At 71.8% G+C, this 18,944-nt stretch carries 13 protein-coding genes, 4 tRNA genes, 1 other RNA gene and 4 pseudogenes; 12 read left to right on the top strand and 10 right to left on the bottom strand.

What is annotated here, in order from left to right; genetic code table 11:
* Window positions 1-329: 329 nt before the first annotated feature.
* Window positions 330-1,135, top strand: a pseudogene (locus ACFXI4_RS15835) (ATP-binding protein); the annotation flags it as partial.
* Between the two features lie 260 nt (window positions 1,136-1,395).
* Here the strand turns inward: ACFXI4_RS15835 and ACFXI4_RS15830 are convergent.
* Window positions 1,396-1,483: transfer RNA gene (locus tag ACFXI4_RS15830), tRNA-Ser, on the bottom strand.
* 72 nt (window positions 1,484-1,555) lie between these two features.
* Here ACFXI4_RS15830 and ffs point away from each other — a divergent pair.
* The 6 genes from ffs to ACFXI4_RS15800 all read left to right on the top strand — a co-directional run bounded on the left by ffs (window position 1,556) and on the right by ACFXI4_RS15800 (window position 10,034).
* An RNA gene (gene ffs, locus ACFXI4_RS15825) (signal recognition particle sRNA small type) lies at window positions 1,556-1,654 on the top strand.
* Window positions 1,655-1,699: 45 nt separating this feature from the next.
* Window positions 1,700-3,898, top strand: coding sequence for a DNA polymerase III subunit gamma and tau (locus ACFXI4_RS15820; RefSeq protein ID WP_384990823.1), 2,199 nt, complete (start codon window positions 1,700-1,702; stop codon window positions 3,896-3,898).
* 71 nt (window positions 3,899-3,969) lie between these two features.
* Window positions 3,970-5,241: a phosphoribosylamine--glycine ligase gene (gene purD, locus ACFXI4_RS15815; protein WP_384990820.1), complete on the top strand. Its 1,272-nt coding sequence runs from the start codon at window positions 3,970-3,972 to the stop codon at window positions 5,239-5,241.
* Between the two features lie 278 nt (window positions 5,242-5,519).
* Complete coding sequence (locus ACFXI4_RS15810; RefSeq protein ID WP_384990818.1) at window positions 5,520-7,307, top strand: hypothetical protein; 1,788 nt, start codon at window positions 5,520-5,522, stop codon at window positions 7,305-7,307.
* A gap of 263 nt (window positions 7,308-7,570) precedes the next feature.
* Window positions 7,571-9,064, top strand: coding sequence for a N,N-dimethylformamidase beta subunit family domain-containing protein (locus ACFXI4_RS15805; protein WP_384990815.1), 1,494 nt, complete (start codon window positions 7,571-7,573; stop codon window positions 9,062-9,064).
* Between the two features lie 70 nt (window positions 9,065-9,134).
* Window positions 9,135-10,034: a phosphoribosylaminoimidazolesuccinocarboxamide synthase gene (locus tag ACFXI4_RS15800; RefSeq protein WP_384990812.1), complete on the top strand. Its 900-nt coding sequence runs from the start codon at window positions 9,135-9,137 to the stop codon at window positions 10,032-10,034.
* A 39-nt stretch (window positions 10,035-10,073) separates the two neighbouring features.
* Here the strand turns inward: ACFXI4_RS15800 and ACFXI4_RS15795 are convergent.
* From ACFXI4_RS15795 to ACFXI4_RS15765, 7 genes and pseudogenes are all read right to left on the bottom strand, one after another.
* Window positions 10,074-10,149, bottom strand: a tRNA-Gly gene (locus ACFXI4_RS15795).
* A gap of 22 nt (window positions 10,150-10,171) precedes the next feature.
* Window positions 10,172-10,752, bottom strand: a pseudogene (locus tag ACFXI4_RS15790) (response regulator).
* A pseudogene (locus tag ACFXI4_RS15785) lies at window positions 10,749-11,942 on the bottom strand (sensor histidine kinase); the annotation flags it as partial. The pseudogenes ACFXI4_RS15785 and ACFXI4_RS15790, both read right to left, overlap by 4 nt.
* Window positions 11,941-12,230 (bottom strand): annotated as a pseudogene (locus tag ACFXI4_RS15780) (ATP-binding cassette domain-containing protein); the annotation flags it as partial. The pseudogenes ACFXI4_RS15785 and ACFXI4_RS15780, both read right to left, overlap by 2 nt.
* Before the next feature lie 173 nt (window positions 12,231-12,403).
* Window positions 12,404-12,479 (bottom strand) — tRNA-Gly (locus ACFXI4_RS15775).
* A gap of 81 nt (window positions 12,480-12,560) precedes the next feature.
* A tRNA-Gly gene (locus ACFXI4_RS15770) sits at window positions 12,561-12,632 on the bottom strand.
* 135 nt (window positions 12,633-12,767) lie between these two features.
* Entirely contained in the window at window positions 12,768-13,085 is a 318-nt protein-coding gene (locus tag ACFXI4_RS15765) for an Lsr2 family protein (protein WP_351695523.1), read from the bottom strand.
* Window positions 13,086-13,443: 358 nt separating this feature from the next.
* On the opposite strand from ACFXI4_RS15765, the gene purS reads away from it, so the two are divergent.
* From purS to ACFXI4_RS15745, 4 genes are all read left to right on the top strand, one after another.
* Entirely contained in the window at window positions 13,444-13,707 is a 264-nt protein-coding gene (gene purS / locus ACFXI4_RS15760; RefSeq protein WP_093501106.1) for a phosphoribosylformylglycinamidine synthase subunit PurS, read from the top strand.
* Window positions 13,704-14,384 (top strand): phosphoribosylformylglycinamidine synthase subunit PurQ, encoded by a 681-nt coding sequence (gene purQ / locus ACFXI4_RS15755; protein ID WP_384990809.1) that lies wholly within the window; start codon window positions 13,704-13,706, stop codon window positions 14,382-14,384. The genes purS and purQ overlap by 4 nt, the downstream gene beginning before the upstream one ends.
* The gene (gene purL / locus ACFXI4_RS15750) at window positions 14,381-16,639 is read left to right on the top strand and encodes a phosphoribosylformylglycinamidine synthase subunit PurL (protein WP_384990807.1); all 2,259 of its coding nucleotides are present in this window, start codon (window positions 14,381-14,383) and stop codon (window positions 16,637-16,639) included. Before purQ ends, purL begins: the two co-directional genes overlap by 4 nt.
* 215 nt (window positions 16,640-16,854) lie before the next feature.
* The gene (locus tag ACFXI4_RS15745; protein WP_362716662.1) at window positions 16,855-17,367 is read left to right on the top strand and encodes a GNAT family N-acetyltransferase; all 513 of its coding nucleotides are present in this window, start codon (window positions 16,855-16,857) and stop codon (window positions 17,365-17,367) included.
* A 13-nt stretch (window positions 17,368-17,380) separates the two neighbouring features.
* Here the strand turns inward: ACFXI4_RS15745 and ACFXI4_RS15740 are convergent, their stop codons facing one another.
* Entirely contained in the window at window positions 17,381-17,845 is a 465-nt protein-coding gene (locus ACFXI4_RS15740) for a Clp protease N-terminal domain-containing protein (RefSeq protein ID WP_384990803.1), read from the bottom strand.
* Between the two features lie 7 nt (window positions 17,846-17,852).
* On the bottom strand, window positions 17,853-18,056 hold the full coding sequence (locus ACFXI4_RS15735) for a helix-turn-helix domain-containing protein (RefSeq protein ID WP_181803533.1): 204 nt from the start codon (window positions 18,054-18,056) through the stop codon (window positions 17,853-17,855).
* A gap of 87 nt (window positions 18,057-18,143) precedes the next feature.
* On the opposite strand from ACFXI4_RS15735, the gene ACFXI4_RS15730 reads away from it, so the two are divergent.
* The gene (locus ACFXI4_RS15730) at window positions 18,144-18,941 is read left to right on the top strand and encodes a sterol carrier family protein (protein ID WP_384990800.1); all 798 of its coding nucleotides are present in this window, start codon (window positions 18,144-18,146) and stop codon (window positions 18,939-18,941) included.
* The last annotated feature ends 3 nt before the right edge of the window (window positions 18,942-18,944 follow it).

Raw genomic sequence — 18,944 nt, 5'->3', positions numbered from 1 at the left:
CGATGTGGCGGACACTGGGTATGGCCGGTACACGAGCAGTGGTGAGCGTTCATGGAGCTTTTCGAGCCGCTTTGCCGACCGCAATGGCCGGAACCGCTACGTGAAGGGTGCCCCGCACGACAGCGTGCGGGGCACCCTCTGCCCAGGTCGGGCCTGGCGGTGTGGAGACTGGGGTCGGGATCAGGCCTGGTCCGGTGTATCGGCCCGAGGCGGGCCTGAGCGTGAAGCGTGATCGCCTCCTGGTTGTTGAGTGTGCGCCGGCCCGCAGGCGGGCCTGCAGGGGGGTGATCTACGCGGCGAAGGCCGGTGCCGCTGGGCCAGCGCGACCGGATGCGGCCGGGAACCTGGAAGAGGCCCGCGAGTGGGAAGAGCGCGGCCAGCACTTCCGCGAGGCACGCCACCGCCGCCGCATGGACTTCCTCCACTCGCCCGTGGAGGCAGCCAAGGGCGCCGCCGTGTCCGCCGGCACCGGGGTCGGGTTACTGGTCGCGCTCGGGGTCTGCATGGCCATCGCCACCAAGGACGCCACCGAGGTCATCACCCCGCTCATGGCGGTCATCAAGTTCATCAACCTGATGATCACCATTGTTCAGGTCGTCTGGGCCCGGCCCTCTCGATCGGCCCGTTCCTCGCCCTGCTCGCCCTCTGGTCGGTCGGCGCCCACTAGAAAGCGGCCCCGTCGTGGTCGCTGCCCGAGCAGCACCGATCGAGCGACGGCGAGCCGATCACCCCGTCGATCGTGGTCAATGCCCTGCGCGACCTCGGAGTGCCCGCGCTGCGCAACGCCATCAAGGAGATGGGCGACGCTGGGGCGAGCATGCTGGGGCCGATCCGGATCGCGGGCTGTGGTGTCGAGGTGGACGTCACGCTGCCTTCCGGGGTGTCCACGATCGAGGTGCAGAACCGGCGCCGCAAGCTTGCCGAGAACCTGACCCGGCACGAGCACGAGGTGTTCATCACGATCCCGCCGGCCGCCTGCACGGTCCGCCTGTGGGTCGCCGACTCGGGTGCGCTGGATGAGCCGATCGGTCCGTCTCCGCTGGTCACCGACGAGACGATGACCGCCGACTACAAGAAGGGCAAGGCGCCGTGGGGCGGCCGGCTGCACGACGCCCGGCACACCGCTGCCACTGTGCTCATGCTGCTCGGCGTCCCGGCCCGGGTAATCGACCAGATCATGGGATGGGAGCCGGGCACCTCCGCGAGCATGCGGGCGCGGTACCTGCACGTGCCGGACGCCATGCTCAAGGACGTGGCCCGGAAGATCGCCGAAGCCATCTGGGGATCTCCGGAGACACCCGCTGTGGACAAAGACCAGGACAACGGGGTCTGAGGACAACGTCGAAGGGCCCCCTGTTTCCAGGGGGCCCTTCGACATCGTGCCCGGTGAGGCACTGGCGGAGGATACGAGATTCGAACTCGTGAGGGGTTGCCCCCAACACGCTTTCCAAGCGTGCGCCCTAGGCCTCTAGGCGAATCCTCCGGTCGGAACATTACATGACCGAGAGGAGTGCTCGCGAACTCGTTCCCAGCCGCTGACGTCGGGTACTCTGTGCAGAGCCCCTCACGCGGCGCTATCTGACTGAACTCCCCCAGGGCCGGAAGGCAGCAAGGGTAGGTTGGCTCTGGCGGGTGCGTGGGGGGCGCTTGCGTTTGCCGGCGGGGCTGGTTGTCAGTGGGCGCCTATAACCTCGTAAGCGTGTCGTCTCTCGCGCTGTACCGCCGCTATCGCCCGGAGTCGTTCGCCGAGGTCATCGGGCAGGAGCATGTCACCGACCCGTTGCAGCAGGCGCTGCGGAACAACCGGGTCAATCACGCGTACCTGTTCAGCGGGCCGCGTGGGTGCGGGAAGACGACCAGCGCGCGGATCCTCGCCCGGTGTCTGAACTGCGAGAAGGGGCCGACACCGACCCCGTGCGGGGAGTGCCGGTCCTGCCAGGACCTCGCGCGCAACGGCCCGGGATCCATCGACGTCATCGAGATCGACGCGGCTTCTCACGGTGGTGTGGACGACGCCCGTGAGCTGCGCGAGAAGGCGTTCTTCGGGCCCGCTGGGAGCCGCTACAAGATCTACATCATCGACGAGGCCCACATGGTCACGTCGGCCGGCTTCAACGCGTTGCTCAAGGTCGTCGAGGAGCCCCCGGAGCACCTGAAGTTCATCTTCGCCACCACCGAGCCCGAGAAGGTCATCGGGACCATCCGGTCACGGACCCACCACTATCCCTTCCGGCTGGTGCCGCCCGGCACGCTGCGGGAGTACCTCGGCGAGGTGTGCGGCAAGGAGAACATCCCCGTCGAGGAGGGAGTGCTCCCGCTCGTCGTGCGGGCCGGCGCCGGGTCCGTGCGTGACTCCATGTCCGTCATGGACCAGCTGCTCGCCGGCGCCGGAGCGGAGGGTGTGACGTATGCGATGGCCACCTCCCTCCTCGGCTACACCGACGGATCGCTGCTCGACTCCGTCGTCGAGGCCTTCGCGACCGGGGACGGCGCCGCTGCCTTCGAGGTCGTCGACCGCATCATCGAGGGCGGCAACGACCCGCGCCGCTTCGTCGCCGACCTCCTGGAGCGGTTGCGGGACCTGGTGATCCTCGCCGCCGTGCCTGACGCCGCCGAGAAGGGACTGTTCGACGCCCCCGCCGACGTCCTGGAGCGGATGCAGGCCCAGGCCGGCACGTTCGGCGCCGCCGAGCTCAGCCGCGCGGCCGACCTCGTCAACGACGGCCTGACCGAGATGCGCGGGGCCACCTCCCCCCGCCTCCAGCTGGAGCTGATCTGCGCGCGCGTGCTGCTGCCGGCCGCGTACGGCGACGAGCGGTCCCTGATGGCCCGCCTCGACCGGCTGGAGCGGGGCATCGGCTTCTCGGGCGGGGGCGCCGCGCCCGCGATGGGGTACGTCCCCGGACCCGAGGCACACCTGGCGGCGCCGGGAGGCCCGGGAGGCCCGGGAGGGTCTCCGACGGGAGCGGCTCCAGGTTCGGTTCCTCCGGCTCCGGCTCCGGCTCCGCAGGGGAGCGGGCCCGCGGCCGCCCGCGCGGCGGTACGAGGGGGAGCGGCGCCCGAGCCCGCACCCGCACCCACGCAGGCGGCACCGGCCCCGCAGCCGCCCGCGCCAGCCCCGGCGGCTCCGCCGGCCCCCGCTCCCACGGCGGCCGCCCCCGGTGCCTGGCCGACGGCCGCTTCCGCGGGCGGCGGTGTGGCCCGTCGCCCCGGTGGCTGGCCCACGGCCATGGCCACCGCCACGGGAACCCCGGCGGCTCAGCCGGCCGCGGCCCCGGCCCCGAGCGCGCCGGCCGCCCCCGCCGCCGCCCCGGCCGGCGGGCCGAACCCCCGTGACCTCTGGCCGAACATCCTGGAGGCGGTCAAGAACCGCCGCCGTTTCACCTGGATCCTGCTCAGCCAGAACGCCCAGGTCGTCGGCTTCGACGGCACCACCCTCCAGCTCGGCTTCGTCAACGCCGGTGCCCGCGACAACTTCGCGAGCAGCGGCAGCGAGGACGTGCTGCGGCAGGCGCTGACCGAGCAGTTCGGCGTGCAGTGGCGGATCGAGGCGGTCGTCGACCCGACCGGCGGCGGCGCGGCCCCGGCCGGCCCCGGGTACGGCGGCGCACCCGCGGCGGCGTCCGGCTACGGCAGCCCCGCCGCGGCCGCCCCGGCCCGTACGGCCGCTCCGCAGCCCGCACCGCAAGCGGCTCCGCCCCGCGGCGCCTCGCCGTCCGCACCGATGGCGGCGGCCCCGACCGCGCCGTCCGCGGCTCCCGAACCGCCCCCGGTGTCCCCCGAGGACGACATCCCCGAGGAGGACGACCCCGACCTCGACGAGTCGGCCCTCTCCGGCCACGAACTGATCGTGCGGGAGCTGGGGGCGACCGTGGTGGACGAGTTCCGGAACGAGTGACGGGCGGCCGCGGCCCGCCCGCACCCCCTTGTAGAAACCTCCAGTCGGTGCGCCCGGCTACGCTGGCCCCCGTGAAGGTCCTCGTCATCGGCGGCGGCGCCCGCGAACACGCCCTGTGCCGCTCTCTGTCCCTCGATTCCGACGTCACCGCGCTGCACTGCGCCCCCGGCAACGCCGGTATCGGCGAGGTCGCCGAACTGCACCCGGTCGACGCCCTGGACGGTGCCGCCGTCACCGCCCTGGCCCGGGAGACCGGCGCCGACCTCGTCGTCGTGGGCCCCGAGGCCCCGCTCGTGGCAGGGGTCGCCGACGCCGTGCGCGAGGCGGGTGTCCCGGTCTTCGGACCCTCCGGGGAAGCCGCGCAGATCGAGGGGTCCAAGGCGTTCGCCAAGGCCGTGATGGCGGCGGCCCAGGTGCCCACCGCCCGTTCGTACGTTTGCACGGACGCCGACGAGGTCGCCGAGGCACTCGACGCCTTCGGAGCGCCTTACGTCGTCAAGGACGACGGTCTCGCCGCCGGCAAGGGTGTCGTCGTCACTGACGACCTGGCGGTCGCGACGGCGCACGCCGCCGGGTGCGACCGCGTCGTCATCGAGGAGTTCCTCGACGGCCCCGAGGTCTCCCTCTTCGCGATCACCGACGGCGTGACGGTCCTCCCGCTCCAGCCGGCCCAGGACTTCAAGCGCGCCCTGGACGGCGACCAGGGGCCGAACACCGGCGGCATGGGGGCCTACTCCCCGCTGCCCTGGGCCGACCCCAAGCTGGTCGACGAGGTCATGGAGACCGTCCTCCAGCCGACCGTCGACGAGATGCGGCGGCGCGGCACCCCCTTCTCCGGGCTCCTGTACGCCGGCCTCGCGATCACCTCGCGCGGTGTCCGGGTCATCGAGTTCAACGCCCGCTTCGGCGACCCCGAGACCCAGGTGGTCCTCGCCCGCCTGAAGACCCCGCTGGCCGGCGTCCTGCTCGCCGCCGCGAACGGCACCCTCGACGACCTCCCGCCGCTGCGCTGGCGCGAGGAGTCCGCGGTCACCGTGGTCGTCGCCTCCCACAACTACCCCGGTACCCCGCGCACCGGTGATCGCATCACCGGCCTGGACGCGGTCGCCGCCGAGGACGCCCCGCACGCCTACGTCCTGCACGCGGGGACGAGGCGGGACGGCGAGGCGGTCGTCAGCGCGGGTGGCCGCGTTCTCTCCGTGACCGCGACCGGTGAGGATCTGACCCAGGCGCGTGAGCGGGCCTACGCGGCCGTGGGGCGGATCGGGCTCGACGGTTCCCAGTACCGCACGGACATCGCGGCGAAGGCGGCGGCGGAGGCGGCCGAGGTGGGCGGGGCCTGAGCGCCGTTCACGCGTGCACCGCTCCTGATCAGGCCCCGGACCCCAGAAATCCGGGGCCTGATCGTTGCTGTCTGTCGATCACCTCTGACCAAAGCCATTCCATCGAGTGACCGATGCTCTAACCGGCTGACGGGGGCCGAGGCCCCAACTAGGGTGCGGCGCAAGCGTTCCGGCACTTGGCCCACCGGCATTGCGATGTCAGCGGCGGGTGCCACAGTGGGGGAGTGAGCAACAGCCAGGACAGGCCGAGGACAGCAGGGAGGGGGTGAGGTCCGGACGTGACCAGTACCGGTATCGGTGTGGAGGCGGGAGCGCAGGCAGCGCGTACCCGGGCCCTCGCCGTGCTGCGCGTCCGCGGCCGGGCCCTGGCCGTGGCGCTGCTGCCCGCGGCGGCCACGGTGATCCTGCTGACCGGCGGTTCCACCGGTCACTTCGTGGGCCCGGGCTGGGACACGGCGCGCTGGACCGTCGGCATGATCGCCGTCCTGGTCCTGCTGGCCGCCGCCGGTATCTCCGTGGTCGTGGCCCGTGCCCGGCCGGCCGTGAGCCCGACGGTCCCGATCCCCGAGGAGTCCGCTCCCGACCTGTACCGGATGGTGCGCGACCTCGCCGACCGCCTCGACGTCCCGGTGCCCTCGGCGATAGCGCTCACCCCCGACTGCGACAGCTGGCTGGAGGACCGCACCCATCCGGCGCACGGCCCGCCCGCGCCCAAGGGCGGCGACGAGCTCGGCAACCCCGGCCCGCACCGCCGTGTCCCGGCCGCACCCGTGCTCGTCATCGGCTCCCCGTTCCTGTGGTGGATGCGCGTCGGCGAGCTGCGTGCGGTCCTCGCCCCGGTCGTCGCCGGTACGGGACCCTCGGCGCACCCGGACATAGCCGCCGCCCGCCGCTTCGTGCGCGGGCTGGACGCGACGGTCGCCGTCTCCTCGGCGACCGGCCGATGTCGGGCGACCCGCCTCCTGTGCGCGGGCCTGGGCTGGGTGGCCCGGCTGCTGCTGCGGGGCTGCCGGGAGCACGCGGCGCTGATGGAGCGTGGGGTCGCCGCCGCGGCCGCCGAGCGGGCACAGGCCGTGGACTACGGACTGCGGATCGTCGCCCAGGAACAGGTCGGCCTCGCCTACGCGGGCTGGGACCGCCTGCTCACCCGGGTCGCGCTGCCCGCCTGGCGGATGGGGCGCTGGCCCTCCCGGCTGGACGCGGGAGTCGTCGCCGCGCTCACCGAGCTGTCCCGGCGGGACCGGCTGGCCGAGGGCTTCGCCTCCCGGCTCGGTGAGCGGCCCGCCTGCGACCTGCTGGAGGAGCCGGGCCTGGTGGACGAGGCCGCCTCGCTGCTCGCCGCGCGCCTCTTCCACGGCGGCCCCGCCGAGCCGGGACCGGACTGGTCGCCGGTGGCCTGGCAGGAGTATCCGGACGAGGTGGTCGACCGCACCTGGCGCACCGAGGCGGCCCGGCTGCACCGCGTCCTGGACTCCCTCGGCGTCCGCGCCGCCCCCGACCCCGTCGCCCCCGACCCCGTCGCCCCCGACCCCGCCGCCCCCGACCCCGGCGGGCCCACGCTGGCCCGGGTCCTGGACCACCTGACCGACCCGGCCGCCCACCGCCGGCCCAGGGAACTCCCGGCCTACGACGAGGACGGCGACGAAGCCGCCGGCACCGAGTGCAGCGCCGTTCTGGCCGCCGGCCTCGCCGCGGCCCTCGCCCGTGAGGAAGCCGCCGCCGTCAGCCCCGCCCCCGAGACGTCCGCGCCCGCCGGGCAGGGCCCCGACAGCGCCCTGTGGGACGACCGCGCGCTGCCCCTCTTCCCCCTCCAGCCCCCGCGCACCGCCCGCGAGCTGCTCGCCGACCACGTCACGGCGATGGTGTGCTGCGCGGCCATGGACACCGCCGGAGCCGCCCCCGGTCTGGACTGGCTCGACGGACCGTCCCTGCTGGTCGACGGCGAACGAGCCGCCGACCTGACGCCCAGAGTCCTCAGCCTCGTCGAGGAGGGAGACCCGGCCCCGCTGCGGGCCTGGCTGGTCGAGTCCGGGATACGTCCGGAGAAGCCCGTACGGCTGGTCTGACCTCGGCGTTTCGACGCTGTAGCGGAGCGAACCCTTCCACTTAAGGCGAATTCGCAACGAATCGTGACCGTACGCGTGCGTTATGTGATGTGCTGGGATCGTTCGGTGAACTGGCAAGCGCATCCGACATACGACATACGCCACGGTCCGGAACGGCACACGCTCGGCCACGAGGCACCGCACCACCGCACACGGCACCACCGCACCCCGCACGACGACTGGTATCAGCGCACTTCACGGGGGCACGAGGGAGGGGAGCCACCATGGCATCGGACCACATCCGCCGCTGGGAGTCGGGAGCACTCGCGCACGCCGTCACGGACCCCTTCGGCCAGGGTCCCGTGCCCTGGCTGCGCGGCAGCGAGACCTATTTCGACGACACCGGTCATGTCGTCCCCTGGTACGTCGACCCGAGCCGGCCGCAGCCCACCGGTGAGAACCCGCGGATCCCGGCGCCACGCAGTGCCGTCGGGCCCCGCTCGGCGGACGACGTGCACCGGCAGATCAAAGGATTCACCTCGACCGGCGCGGTCTCCCCCGGCGATGCCGTCGACTTCCACATCACCGTCGACCCGCCGCAGGAATTCAGCGTCGACATCTACCGCATCGGCCACTACGGCGGCGACGGCGCCGCCAAGATCACCACCAGCCCGCGGCTGTCCGGCATCGTGCAGCCGCCGCCGCTGGCCGCCGACCGGACGGTCTCCTGCCACCACTGGTGGCTGTCCTGGCGGTTGCAGGTCCCCTCGTACTGGAGCATCGGCGCGTACGTCGCCGTCCTCACCACGGCCGACGGCTACCGCTCGCACGTGCCCTTCACGATCCGCGACAACCACCCCGCCGACCTGCTCCTGCTGCTGCCGGACATCACCTGGCAGGCCTACAACCTCTACCCCGAGGACGGCCGCACCGGCGCCAGCCTCTACCACGCCTGGGACGAACGGGGCCGGCTGCTCGGCGAGGCCGACGCTGCGACCACGGTCTCCTTCGACCGGCCGTACGCGGGCGCGGGCCTGCCCCTGCACGTCGGCCACGCGTACGACTTCATCCGCTGGGCCGAGCGCTACGGCTACGACCTCGCCTATGCCGACGCCCGCGACCTGCACGCCGGCCGCATCGACCCGGCCCGCTACCGGGGCCTGGTCTTTCCGGGCCACGACGAGTACTGGTCCCCGCGGATGCGCCGCACGGTCGACCTGGCCCGGGACAGCGGCACCTCGCTGGTCTTCCTCTCCGCCAACACCATGTACTGGCAGGTGGAGTTGGGGCCGTCCCCGTCCGGTGTCGAGGACCGCCTGCTCACCTGCCGGAAGCGCAAGGGGCCGGGCAGGCCCGTGCTCTGGCGCGAGATCGACCGGTCCGAGCAGCAGACGGTCGGCATCCAGTACGCGGGACGGGTGCCCGAGCCGCATCCCCTGATCGTGCGCAACGCCGGCCACTGGCTCTGGGAGGCCACCGGCGCCCAGGAGGGCGACGAACTGCCGGGCCTGGTGGCGGGAGAGGCCGACCGCTACTTCCCGCGCACCGCGCTGCCCGAGCACGAGGAACGCATGCTGCTGGCCCACTCCCCTTACACCGACGGTGACGGCGTCGTGCGCCACCAGGAGACCTCCCTGTACCGGGCTCCCTCCGGCGCCCTGGTCTTCGCCTCGGGCACCTTCGCCTGGTCACCGGCGCTGGACCGCCCCGGCCATGTGGACCCCCGCGTCCAGCGCGCCACCGCCAACCTCCTGGACCGCATCTGCAAACGGGACTGACCCCGTGTCCGAGGACAACCCGGCATACGGGAGAATCGGGGGCACCTGTACAGAACCACGGGGAGGAACCGTGTCCGGATTCGTCGAAAAGCCCGAGCCCGTCGAGGTGCCGGGCCTGGTGCATCTGCACACCGGCAAGGTGCGCGAGCTGTACCAGAACGCGGCCGGGGACCTCGTGATGGTCGCCAGCGATCGCATGTCCGCCTACGACTGGGTGCTGCCGACCGAGATCCCCGACAAGGGCCGGGTACTCACCCAGCTCTCCCTGTGGTGGTTCGACAGGCTCGCCGACCTCGTGCCCCACCACGTCCTCAGCACGGAGCTGCCCGAGGGCGCCCCCGCCGACTGGGCGGGCCGCACGCTGATCTGCAAGTCGCTGAAGATGCTCCCGGTCGAGTGCGTGGCCCGCGGCTATCTCACCGGCTCGGGCCTGGCCGAGTACCAGGAGTCCCGGACGGTCTGCGGGCTCGCCCTCCCCGAGGGCCTGGTCGACGGCTCCGAGCTGCCCGCCCCGATCTTCACCCCGGCCACCAAGGCCGAGGTCGGCGAGCACGACGAGAACGTGTCATACGAGGAGGTCGCCCGGCAGGTCGGCGCCGAGACGGCCGCCCAGCTGCGCCAGGCCACCCTCGCGGTCTACGGACGTGCCCGGGACATCGCCCGAGACCGGGGCATCGTCCTGGCCGACACCAAGTTCGAGTTCGGCTTCGAGGGCGACACCCTCGTCCTCGCCGACGAGGTCCTCACCCCGGACTCCTCCCGCTTCTGGCCGGCCGACGAGTGGGAGCCGGGCCGCGCCCAGCCGTCGTTCGACAAGCAGTACGTGCGCGACTGGCTGACCTCGGCCGGGTCCGGCTGGGACCGCAGGAGCGAGCAGCCGCCGCCCCCGCTGCCGGAGCAGGTGGTCGAGGCGACCCGGGCGAAGTACATCGAGGCGTACGAGCGCCTGACGGGCAACACCTGGTCGTGAACGCGAAAGGCCCCCGGTGGAAACCGGGGGCCTTCTTCGTGGAGCGGACGACGAGGCTCGAACTCGCGACCTCAACCTTGGCAAGGTTGCGCTCTACCAACTGAGCTACGTCCGCATGCGCCGTGGCGCGAGAGCAACTATACCCAACCTCGCTCCCGAGCGAGACGCACTGCCGTATGGCGGTTCTCCGCACCGAGCTTGGTGGCGGCGGAGGAGAGGTAGTTCCGGACGGTTCCCGGCGACAGCGCGGCCCGCTCGGCGATCTCCGCGACCGGCGCCCCGTAGGCCGCCGGTTCCAGCACCCCCGCCTCCCGCGCGGTCAGCGGCGAGTCCCCGGCGGAGATCGCGTCGGCGGCCAACTCGGTGTCGACGTAGCGGTTTCCCGCGTGCACGGTACGGATGATCTCCGCGAGCCGCTGCGCGCTGACCGTCTTCGGGACGAACCCCCGCACCCCGGCGGCCAGGGCCCGTTTCAGATGTCCGGGGCGGCCGTGACCGGTCACGATCAGCACCTGACAACCGGGCAGTTCGGCCCGCAGCGATGTGGCGACCTTCACACCGTCCGCCCCCGGCATCTGCAGATCCAGGACCGCCACGTCGGGCCGGTGGCGGCCTCCGCGACCACGACGAGATCGTCCTCGAGGCCGAGCAGCGCGGCGAGCGCACCCCGGATCAGAAACTCGTCGTCGACGAGCAGCAGCCGGACCGCGGCCGTCATGAGGTGACTCCGCTCACACGCACGTCGGCCGTCCGTCCGGCCGGCGGCACCGATGCCACCACCCGGAACCCGTCCGTCCCCGCCGGCCCCGCCTCCAACGTGCCCTCCACCCCTGCCGGCCGCTCCCGCAGCCCCGCCAGCCCGGACCCGCCGCGCCCGGTGCCCCCGCCGTCCCGTCGTACCACCCCGTCGGTCTCCACCCTCAGCACCACGCACCCCTCCTGTACCCGCAGTCCCACCGTGCACCGTCCCGCGTCCACGTGCCGCAGCACGTTGGTCGTCGCCTCCCGGACCACCCAGCCGAGGGCCGACTGCACCTCGGCGGGCAGTCAGGCGCTCTCGCCGGTGACCTCGCAGCTGAACCCCGCGGCAGTCAACACCCCCTGTGTTCCGGAGAGTTCGGCGCCCAGGTCGGCATCCCGGCAGCCCCGCACGACGTCCCGGACCTCGCGTTGCGACTCCTGGGCTATCCGCTGCACCTCGATCATCTGCTCGACGGCCCCGGGCCGTTCCCGCCGAGCGAGTTGCACGGCCGGCTCGTTCTTGAGGGCGATGACGGCCAGGTTCCGGCCGAGGACGTCGTGCAGATCCCGCCCGAACCGCAGCCGTTCCTCGGCGACGGCGAGCCGGGTGCGGGTCTCGCGGGCCTCGTCGAGCGCGTAGACGGCGTTGAGCAGCCAGATGGAGAAGACCGAGGTGGCCGCGAGGAAACCGCCGGCGAGGAACACCACGAACGCCGTGACCGACGCGGACATCGCGGGGAACTTCAGCGGGAGGGAGACCGCGCCCGCTCCGAGGGCGGAACCCGCGAGCTGTGCGAGCACCCGCCGCCGGTCGCGGACGCCGAGCGCCGACGTGCCCGCTCCAAAGGCGAGGATCCCGACGAAGACGGTGGTCGCCGCGCTCCCGGTGTCCTGGTCCGGGGTGCCGTGCTCGCACAGGGCCGGCGCCGTGACGGCGAGGACGCAGGTGACCGCACCGAGCGCCCACAGCAGCCGCACCGGCCGGTCCCGCCGCCCGCGCGCCCAGTCCAGCGACCGGGAGGCGGTCACCGCGCAGGGCGCCGCGTGGACGACGACCGTCGTCATCAGCCAGACCGCCACCGGCCCCCGGGCCTGCCCGGCCGCCGGCAGCGCGATGGCCAGCACCTCGATCACCGCGAAGAAGTGGAACGACCGCCTCGTGTACGTCGGCGACGGTCAGCTCGGACGGGAAGCCGCCCTCCTGGAGCATCACGCCGGTGCGCGGCCGTACGGCGGCCCGCTCCCGGTACGGATCGCGGCCCAGTACCCGCACCCGGCCCCCGCTCGGCGGTGCGAGGCCCTCCAGCCGACGGTGGAGGTCTTGCCGGCGCCGTTGGTGCCGAGCAGCGCGAGGATCTCCCCGCGGCCGACGGAGAAGGTGATTCCGCGGACCGCCTCGAACCCGCCTCGGTAGGAACGCCGGAGATCTGTGACCTCAATCACGTGTTCGCCCATCACGTGTCCGTTGTCTTCGACGGTGTCTTCGATGGCTTCCATGGGACGAGCGTCCCCGGGGACCGGGCCCGGCAGCAGTGCGCGGTGTCATCACTCGCCATGACAAATGTCAGAGCGCGCGCCATGGGACACGAAAAAACCCCAGTCGCATGACTGGGGTTTCCTCTTCGAGCTGGAGCGGACGACGAGGCTCGAACTCGCGACCTCAACCTTGGCAAGGTTGCGCTCTACCAACTGAGCTACGTCCGCACTGCCTCCGATCGACTCCCACCGATCGGTGCGAGCACCAGCCTACCTGATCCACAAGCTTGATCAGGACCGGCGGTGCAGAGCGGGTGACAGGAATTGCACACTGCGCCTTCCCCCTGGAAGGGGGATGTTCTACTACTGAACTACACCCGCGTGTACTCCGTGGGTTTGGCCTTTCGGCCGCGCCCCTCGGCGTGCTCCAGACATTAGCTGATCAGCAGGGGGGTAGCGCAAGTCGGCTGTCCTCGGGGGTCGGTGACGGTCCCTGAGGACAGCCCGGACCGCGCCTCACTGCGCGGCGCTGAACGCCTCGTAGACCTTCTTCGGGATGCGGCCCCGCGCCGGGACGTCCATCTTGTTCGCCTGCGCCCAGGCGCGGACGGCCGCCGGGTCGGGGGCGACCTCCGTCTGCTTGTACGCCTTGCCCGACTTCGACCGCTTGCGGCCGGCCGTCACGTACGGCTCCAGGGCCTTACGCAGTTCCTTGGCGTTGGCTTGATTCAGATCGATCTCGTACGACTTGCCGTCGAGTCCGAAGGCGATCGTTTCCGCCGCTTCCGAGCCGTCGATGTCGTCAAAGAGAGTGACCACGACCTTCTGCGCCACGAATATCGGTCCCTTCGTGTGGCACGTCTATACAGCTCACCGGCGATGACGCGATGGTGGAGATGACGTGCCGAGTATCGGCTATTGCCAATTCATTTGTACAGTGCCTGGCAATACAAAGTGAAGCCCGACTAAATCCGCCGCGTGTCTCCAGCGCAATAGATGTCGTGGGCGAACCCGGGGAACTTTCCCAGAACTTTTCGCGCGGATCCCCCGCCGTCACCCGATCGTGATGCGGCTCACGTAGTTTCCTACAACTCTACCCGCGTAGAAATTTCGTGCGGGTAGTCTGAAGACGCCTGTCGGAGCCTCGGCGGGTAACTGCTCAGCAGCCAGCACCACAACACCGGGAGTGCCAGTGGCACGCGTCGTAGTCGACGTCATGCTCAAGCCGGAGATCCTCGACCCCCAGGGCCAGGCGGTCCAGCGTGCGCTGCCGCGCCTGGGTTTCGAAGGCATCTCCGATGTACGTCAGGGAAAGCGATTCGAACTGGAAGTTGACGGGCCGGTCGACGAGGCCGCGCTCGCCCGCATCCACGATCTTGCGGAATCCTTCCTCGCCAACACCGTGATCGAGGACTTCACCGTTCGGGTGGATGAAGTCGCGGAGGCGGCCAAGTGACCGCTCGTATTGGCGTCGTCACTTTCCCGGGAAGTCTGGACGACCGGGACACCCAGCGTGCGATCCGGCTCGCGGGTGCCGAACCGGTGGCCCTCTGGCACAAGGACAAGGACCTCCACCAGGTCGACGCGGTGGTCCTCCCGGGCGGTTTCTCGTACGGCGACTATCTGCGCGCCGGCGCCATCTCCCGTTTCTCGCCGGTGATGGAGACCGTCATCGAGCAGGCGAAGGCCGGCCTTCCGGTCCTCGGTATCTGCAACGGCTTCCAGGTCCTCACCGAGGCCCATCTGCTCCCCGGCGCGATGCTCGGCAACAACCACCTCCACTTCATCTGCCGCGACCAGAGGCTGCGGGTGGAGAACGCGGGGACCGCGTGGACCAGCGACTACCGCGAGGGCCAGGAGATCCATATTCCGCTGAAGAACATGGACGGCCGGTACGTCGCCGACGAGTACACGCTGGACAAGCTGGAGGCCGAGGGCCGGGTCGCGTTCCGGTACCTCGACGTCAATCCGAACGGCTCGCTCCGTGACATCGCCGGCATCACCAACGAGGCCGGGAACGTCGTGGGCCTGATGCCGCACCCGGAGCACGCCGTCGAGCCGCTCATCGGCAGCGGCCGCACCGACGGTCTGCCCTTCTTCACCTCGATCCTCAAGAAGCTGGTGGGCGCATGAGCCGGACGCCTCTGGACACGGTCGAACACGCGGCCGCGACCCCCGACGTCGAGCTGCCCTGGGCCGAACTCGGCCTGAAGAAGGACGAGTACGAGCGGGTGGTGGAGATCCTCGGCCGCCGCCCGACCGGCGCCGAACTCGCCATGTACTCGGTCATGTGGTCCGAGCACTGCTCGTACAAGTCCTCCAAGGTCCACCTCCGCCAGTTCGGCGAGAAGGCCCCGCAGAGCGACGCGCTGCTCGTCGGCATCGGCGAGAACGCGGGCGTCGTGGACGTCGGCCAGGGCTACGCGGTGACCTTCAAGGTCGAGTCGCACAACCACCCGTCGTACGTCGAGCCCTACCAGGGCGCCGCGACCGGTGTCGGCGGCATCGTCCGCGACATCATCGCGATGGGCGCGCGCCCGGTGGCCGTGGTCGACCCGCTGCGCTTCGGCGCCGCCGACCACCCCGACACCAAGCGCGTGCTGCCCGGCGTCGTCGCCGGCATCGGCGGCTACGGCAACTGCCTGGGCCTGCCCAACATCGGCGGCGAGGTCGTCTTCGACGCCTGCTACCAGGGCAACCCGCTGGTCAACGCCGGTGCCATCGGTGTGATGCGGCACGAGGACATCCACCTCGCCAAGGCCTCCGGCGCGGGCAACCAGGTCATCCTGTACGGCGCCCGGACCGGCGGCGACGGCATCGGCGGCGCGTCGATCCTGGCGAGCGAGACCTTCGACGACGCGAAGCCCTCCAAGCGCCCCGCCGTCCAGGTCGGCGACCCGTTCCAGGAGAAGCTCCTCATCGAGTGCACGCTGGAGGCGTTCGCCGAGAAGCTGGTCGTCGGCATCCAGGACCTCGGTGCGGCGGGCCTGTCCTGCGCCACCTCCGAGCTGGCCTCGAACGGCTCCGGCGGTATGACGGTGACGCTCGACGACGTACCCCTGCGCGACTCGACCCTCTCGCCCGAGGAAATCCTCATGAGCGAGTCGCAGGAGCGCATGTGCGCGGTGGTCGAGCCGGCGAAGGTCGACCGCTTCCTGGAGATCTGCGAGAAGTGGGACGTCATCGCGACGGTCATCGGTGAGGTGACCGACGGCGACCGCCTGGAGATCTTCTGGCACGGCGAGAAGATCGTCGACGTCGACCCGCGCACGGTCGCGCACGACGGTCCGGTCTACGAGCGCCCGTACGCCCGCCCGTCCTGGCAGGACGCCCTCCAGGCGGACGACGCGAACAGGCTGCCCCGCCCGGCGACCGCCGAGGAGCTCAGGCAGCAGGTCCTGAAGCTGGTCGGCTCCCCCAACCAGGCCTCCAAGAAGTGGATCACCTCGCAGTACGACCACTTCGTGCAGGGCAACACCGTCCTCGCCCAGCCGGAGGACTCCGGCATGATCCGCGTGGACGAGGAGACCGGCCTCGGGGTCGCCATCGCGACGGACGGCAACGGCCGCTACGCCAAGCTGGACCCGTACACGGGCGCGCAGCTGGCCCTGTCCGAGGCCTACCGGAACGTGGCCACGACCGGCGCCAAGCCCCTCGCCGTCTCCGACTGCCTGAACTTCGGCTCGCCCGAGGACCCGGCGGTGATGTGGCAGTTCGCCGAGGCGGTGCGCGGTCTGGCCGACGCCTGCCGGCAGCTGGGCACCCCGGTGACCGGCGGCAACGTCTCGCTCTACAACCAGACGGGCGAGGCGGCCATCCACCCGACCCCGGTGGTGGCCGTCCTCGGTGTCATCGACGACGTCGCCCGGCGCACGCCGGTCGCCTTCCAGGAGGAGGGCCAGCTGCTCTACCTCCTCGGTGACACCCGCGAGGAGTTCGGCGGCTCGGCCTGGTCCCAGGTCGTCCACGACCACCTCGGCGGCCTGCCCCCGAAGGTCGACCTGGAGCGCGAGCGCCTGCTGGCCGAGATCCTCATCTCCGCCTCCCGCGACGGCATGATCGACTCGGCGCACGACCTGTCCGACGGCGGCCTGATCCAGGCGGTCGTGGAGTCGGCGCTGCTCGGCGGGAAGGGCGCGCGTCTGGTCGTACCGGACGGACTCGACGCGTTCACGTTCCTGCTCTCCGAGTCGGCGGGCCGCGCGGTCGTGGCCGTGCCGCGCTCCGAGGAGGTCCGCTTCAACGACATGTGCGGCGCGCGTGGCCTGCCGGTGACGCGCATCGGTGTCGTGGACGGGGACTCGGTGGAGATCCAGGGCGAGTTCAGCCTCACCCTGTCCGAACTGCGCGAGGCGCACGAGGGCACGATCGAGGCGCTGCTCGCGTAGTCGGTGCCACGACGGCGAAGGCCCCGCCCGGACGCTTGTTCCGGGCGGGGCCTTCGCGGCCTCGTCGGATCCGGGCGAAGGCGGGTGTCGCCGGACGCCGGGGCCGCGCGGGACGGGAATCCGTGCCGGTCACACTCGTGAGTGATCGCGTCCGGACGCCCCAGGTGACGCTCGGAGCCTTTCGGACCGGAGGGCGGACACCCCATGCTGATGGCATGCGCTTGCGAAATGTCACCGAGGACGACGTGGACGCCTATGTCCGGATGCGCTGCGACCCCGTGATGATGAGGGACCTCGGCGGGCCGTTGCCCGAGGGCGGGATGCGGGACAAGGTGCGCCGGGATGCCGAGACGGCGGCCTCCGACATCGGGTGGATCAAGATGATCGTCCCTGATCCGGGCGTCCCCGAGGTCGTCGCGGGCCATGTCTGCGTCTGGACGCACGACGAGGGCGGGAAGCCGTTCTCGGAGATCGGGTGGATGGTGCTGCCCGAGTTCCAGGGCCGCGGGCTCGGCAAGCTCGCCGCCCGCGCTCTCCTCGAACAGGCCCGGGACGAGGACCGCTGGGGCGACATCCACGCCTTCCCGGCGACGGCGAACGGCCCCTCGAACGGCATCTGCCGGTCCCTCGGCTTCCGCCTCCTCGGCGAGACCGACGTCGATTTCGCCGACCGGGTCATCCACAGCAACCACTGGGTGATCACCCCGGCTTCCGACCTCGTCCCCTGACCGCCGGCTCGGCTCAGCGGCCCGGGTGCTCCAGGCGGGCGCGGACCGCGGGGCGGTCGACGCCGAGTTCGGTCAGGAGGTCCGCCGCGGGATCGGGCCGCTCGCAGTCGAGCAGGGCCAGCAGCAGGTGTTCCGGGGTGATGCGGCGGCTGCGGGCCTTCCTGGTCTCGGCCAGGGCGCGGGGGAGGACGGCGCGGGCGCCCGACGTGAGGGGGGTCCGCTTGCGGGACGCGGGGACCGGCGCGCGCTCGATCCCCCGGACGTCGACGCCGACCACGGCCAGCGCGGTCCGGTCCAGGGCGTCGAGGGCGGCGCGGGCGGTCTCCAGACCGGTGCCGAGGGCCCGGACCGCGCCGGGGTCGTGCAGCACTCCCAGCAGGAGGTGCTCGGTACCTATGCGGCGGTCGCCGCGCAGCGTGGTCTCCTCGAGCGCCGCCGCGACCGTCGCCCGGGCCTCTGCCGCGAACTGTTCGAACATGATCGTCTCACTTCCCGTACTTGGCGTGGACGGACTGCCGGGAGACGCCGAGGGCGTCTCCGATCTGCTCCCAGGACCAGCCCTGTTCACGGGCGCGTACGACCGCCGCGGCCTCGACCTGCTCGGCCAGTCGGTGCAGGGCACCCACCGCCCGCAGTCCCACCGCGGGGTCGTGCGACCTCAGGCGCTCCGAGAGCTCTTGCGCTTCCATGTCTGTCAGTCTGGGTTGACGGGCAGGCTCTGTCAACCCAGACTGACAGAGACCCGGCCGTCGGACCCAGGGCATACGCTCACCGCCATGCCGCCTGCCAGGAAACGCCCCAGGACGTACGACCCGGCCAGGACCCGCACCGCGGTCTTCGCCCAGCTCGCGCACGTGCGGGCCGCCGTCCGCACCCTCACCCCCGAGCAGCTCGCGCTCCCCACCCGCCTCGGCGAGTGGACCGTACGGGACCTCGTCGTCCACGTCGGCGTGGCCGTCACCGCCGTCCAGCGGGCTCTGGACGAGCCCGAGCCGGCCACCGCGGACGCGGTCCTCCTCGACTGGCCCTTCCGGACCGCCGCCGACTCCTCGGCGATCTCCGACTTCACCCGGCGGCTCGCCGACGGCCACCGCGACCTCGACGCCTACCTCGCCGACGCCGACGAGGGCCTGCGCGCCCTCCTCGCCGCCCACCCCGGCACCCGGCTGCTGGCCACCAGCGCCGGCGCGATGTCCCTGGACGACTACCTGGTCACCCGGACCGTGGAACTGGTCGTCCACACGGACGACCTCAACGCGGCGATCCCGGGATCAGCCATCCCCTGCGACCGGCAGGCCCTGGCCGCCTGCACCCGGCTGCTCGCCGACGCGCTGGCGGTCAAGGCGCCAGGCGGCTCCACCGAGGTGCGGGTGCCGCCGTACGCCGTGGTGCAGTGCGTCGAAGGACGCCGGCACACCCGGGGCACCCCGCCGAACGTCGTCGAGACCGATCCGCTCACCTGGATCCGGCTGGCCACCGGCCGGGTGGGCTGGCGGGAGGCGCTCGCGGACGCCAAGGTCAGCGCCAGCGGGGAGCGTGCGGACATCGGAGGCCTGCTGCCCCTGATGGGCTGAGGG

The sequence above is a fragment of the Streptomyces sp. NPDC059224 genome (genome assembly GCF_042754285.1).
Taxonomy (GTDB): domain Bacteria; phylum Actinomycetota; class Actinomycetes; order Streptomycetales; family Streptomycetaceae; genus Streptomyces.
This window is presented reverse-complemented; position numbering and strand designations above follow the sequence as displayed.

What these genes read in the sequence shown, in the direction of transcription:
- ACFXI4_RS15735 (WP_181803533.1), bottom strand. Translation starts at nt 18,056, where the DNA reads ATGGAAGCGCAAGAGCTCTCGGAGCGCCTGAGGTCGCACGACCCCGCG.
- ACFXI4_RS15805 (WP_384990815.1), top strand. Translation starts at nt 7,571, where the DNA reads ATGGCATCGGACCACATCCGCCGCTGGGAGTCGGGAGCACTCGCGCAC.
- ACFXI4_RS15740 (WP_384990803.1), bottom strand. Translation starts at nt 17,845, where the DNA reads ATGTTCGAACAGTTCGCGGCAGAGGCCCGGGCGACGGTCGCGGCGGCG.
- purL (WP_384990807.1), top strand. Translation starts at nt 14,381, where the DNA reads ATGAGCCGGACGCCTCTGGACACGGTCGAACACGCGGCCGCGACCCCC.
- ACFXI4_RS15745 (WP_362716662.1), top strand. Translation starts at nt 16,855, where the DNA reads ATGCGCTTGCGAAATGTCACCGAGGACGACGTGGACGCCTATGTCCGG.
- ACFXI4_RS15730 (WP_384990800.1), top strand. Translation starts at nt 18,144, where the DNA reads ATGCCGCCTGCCAGGAAACGCCCCAGGACGTACGACCCGGCCAGGACC.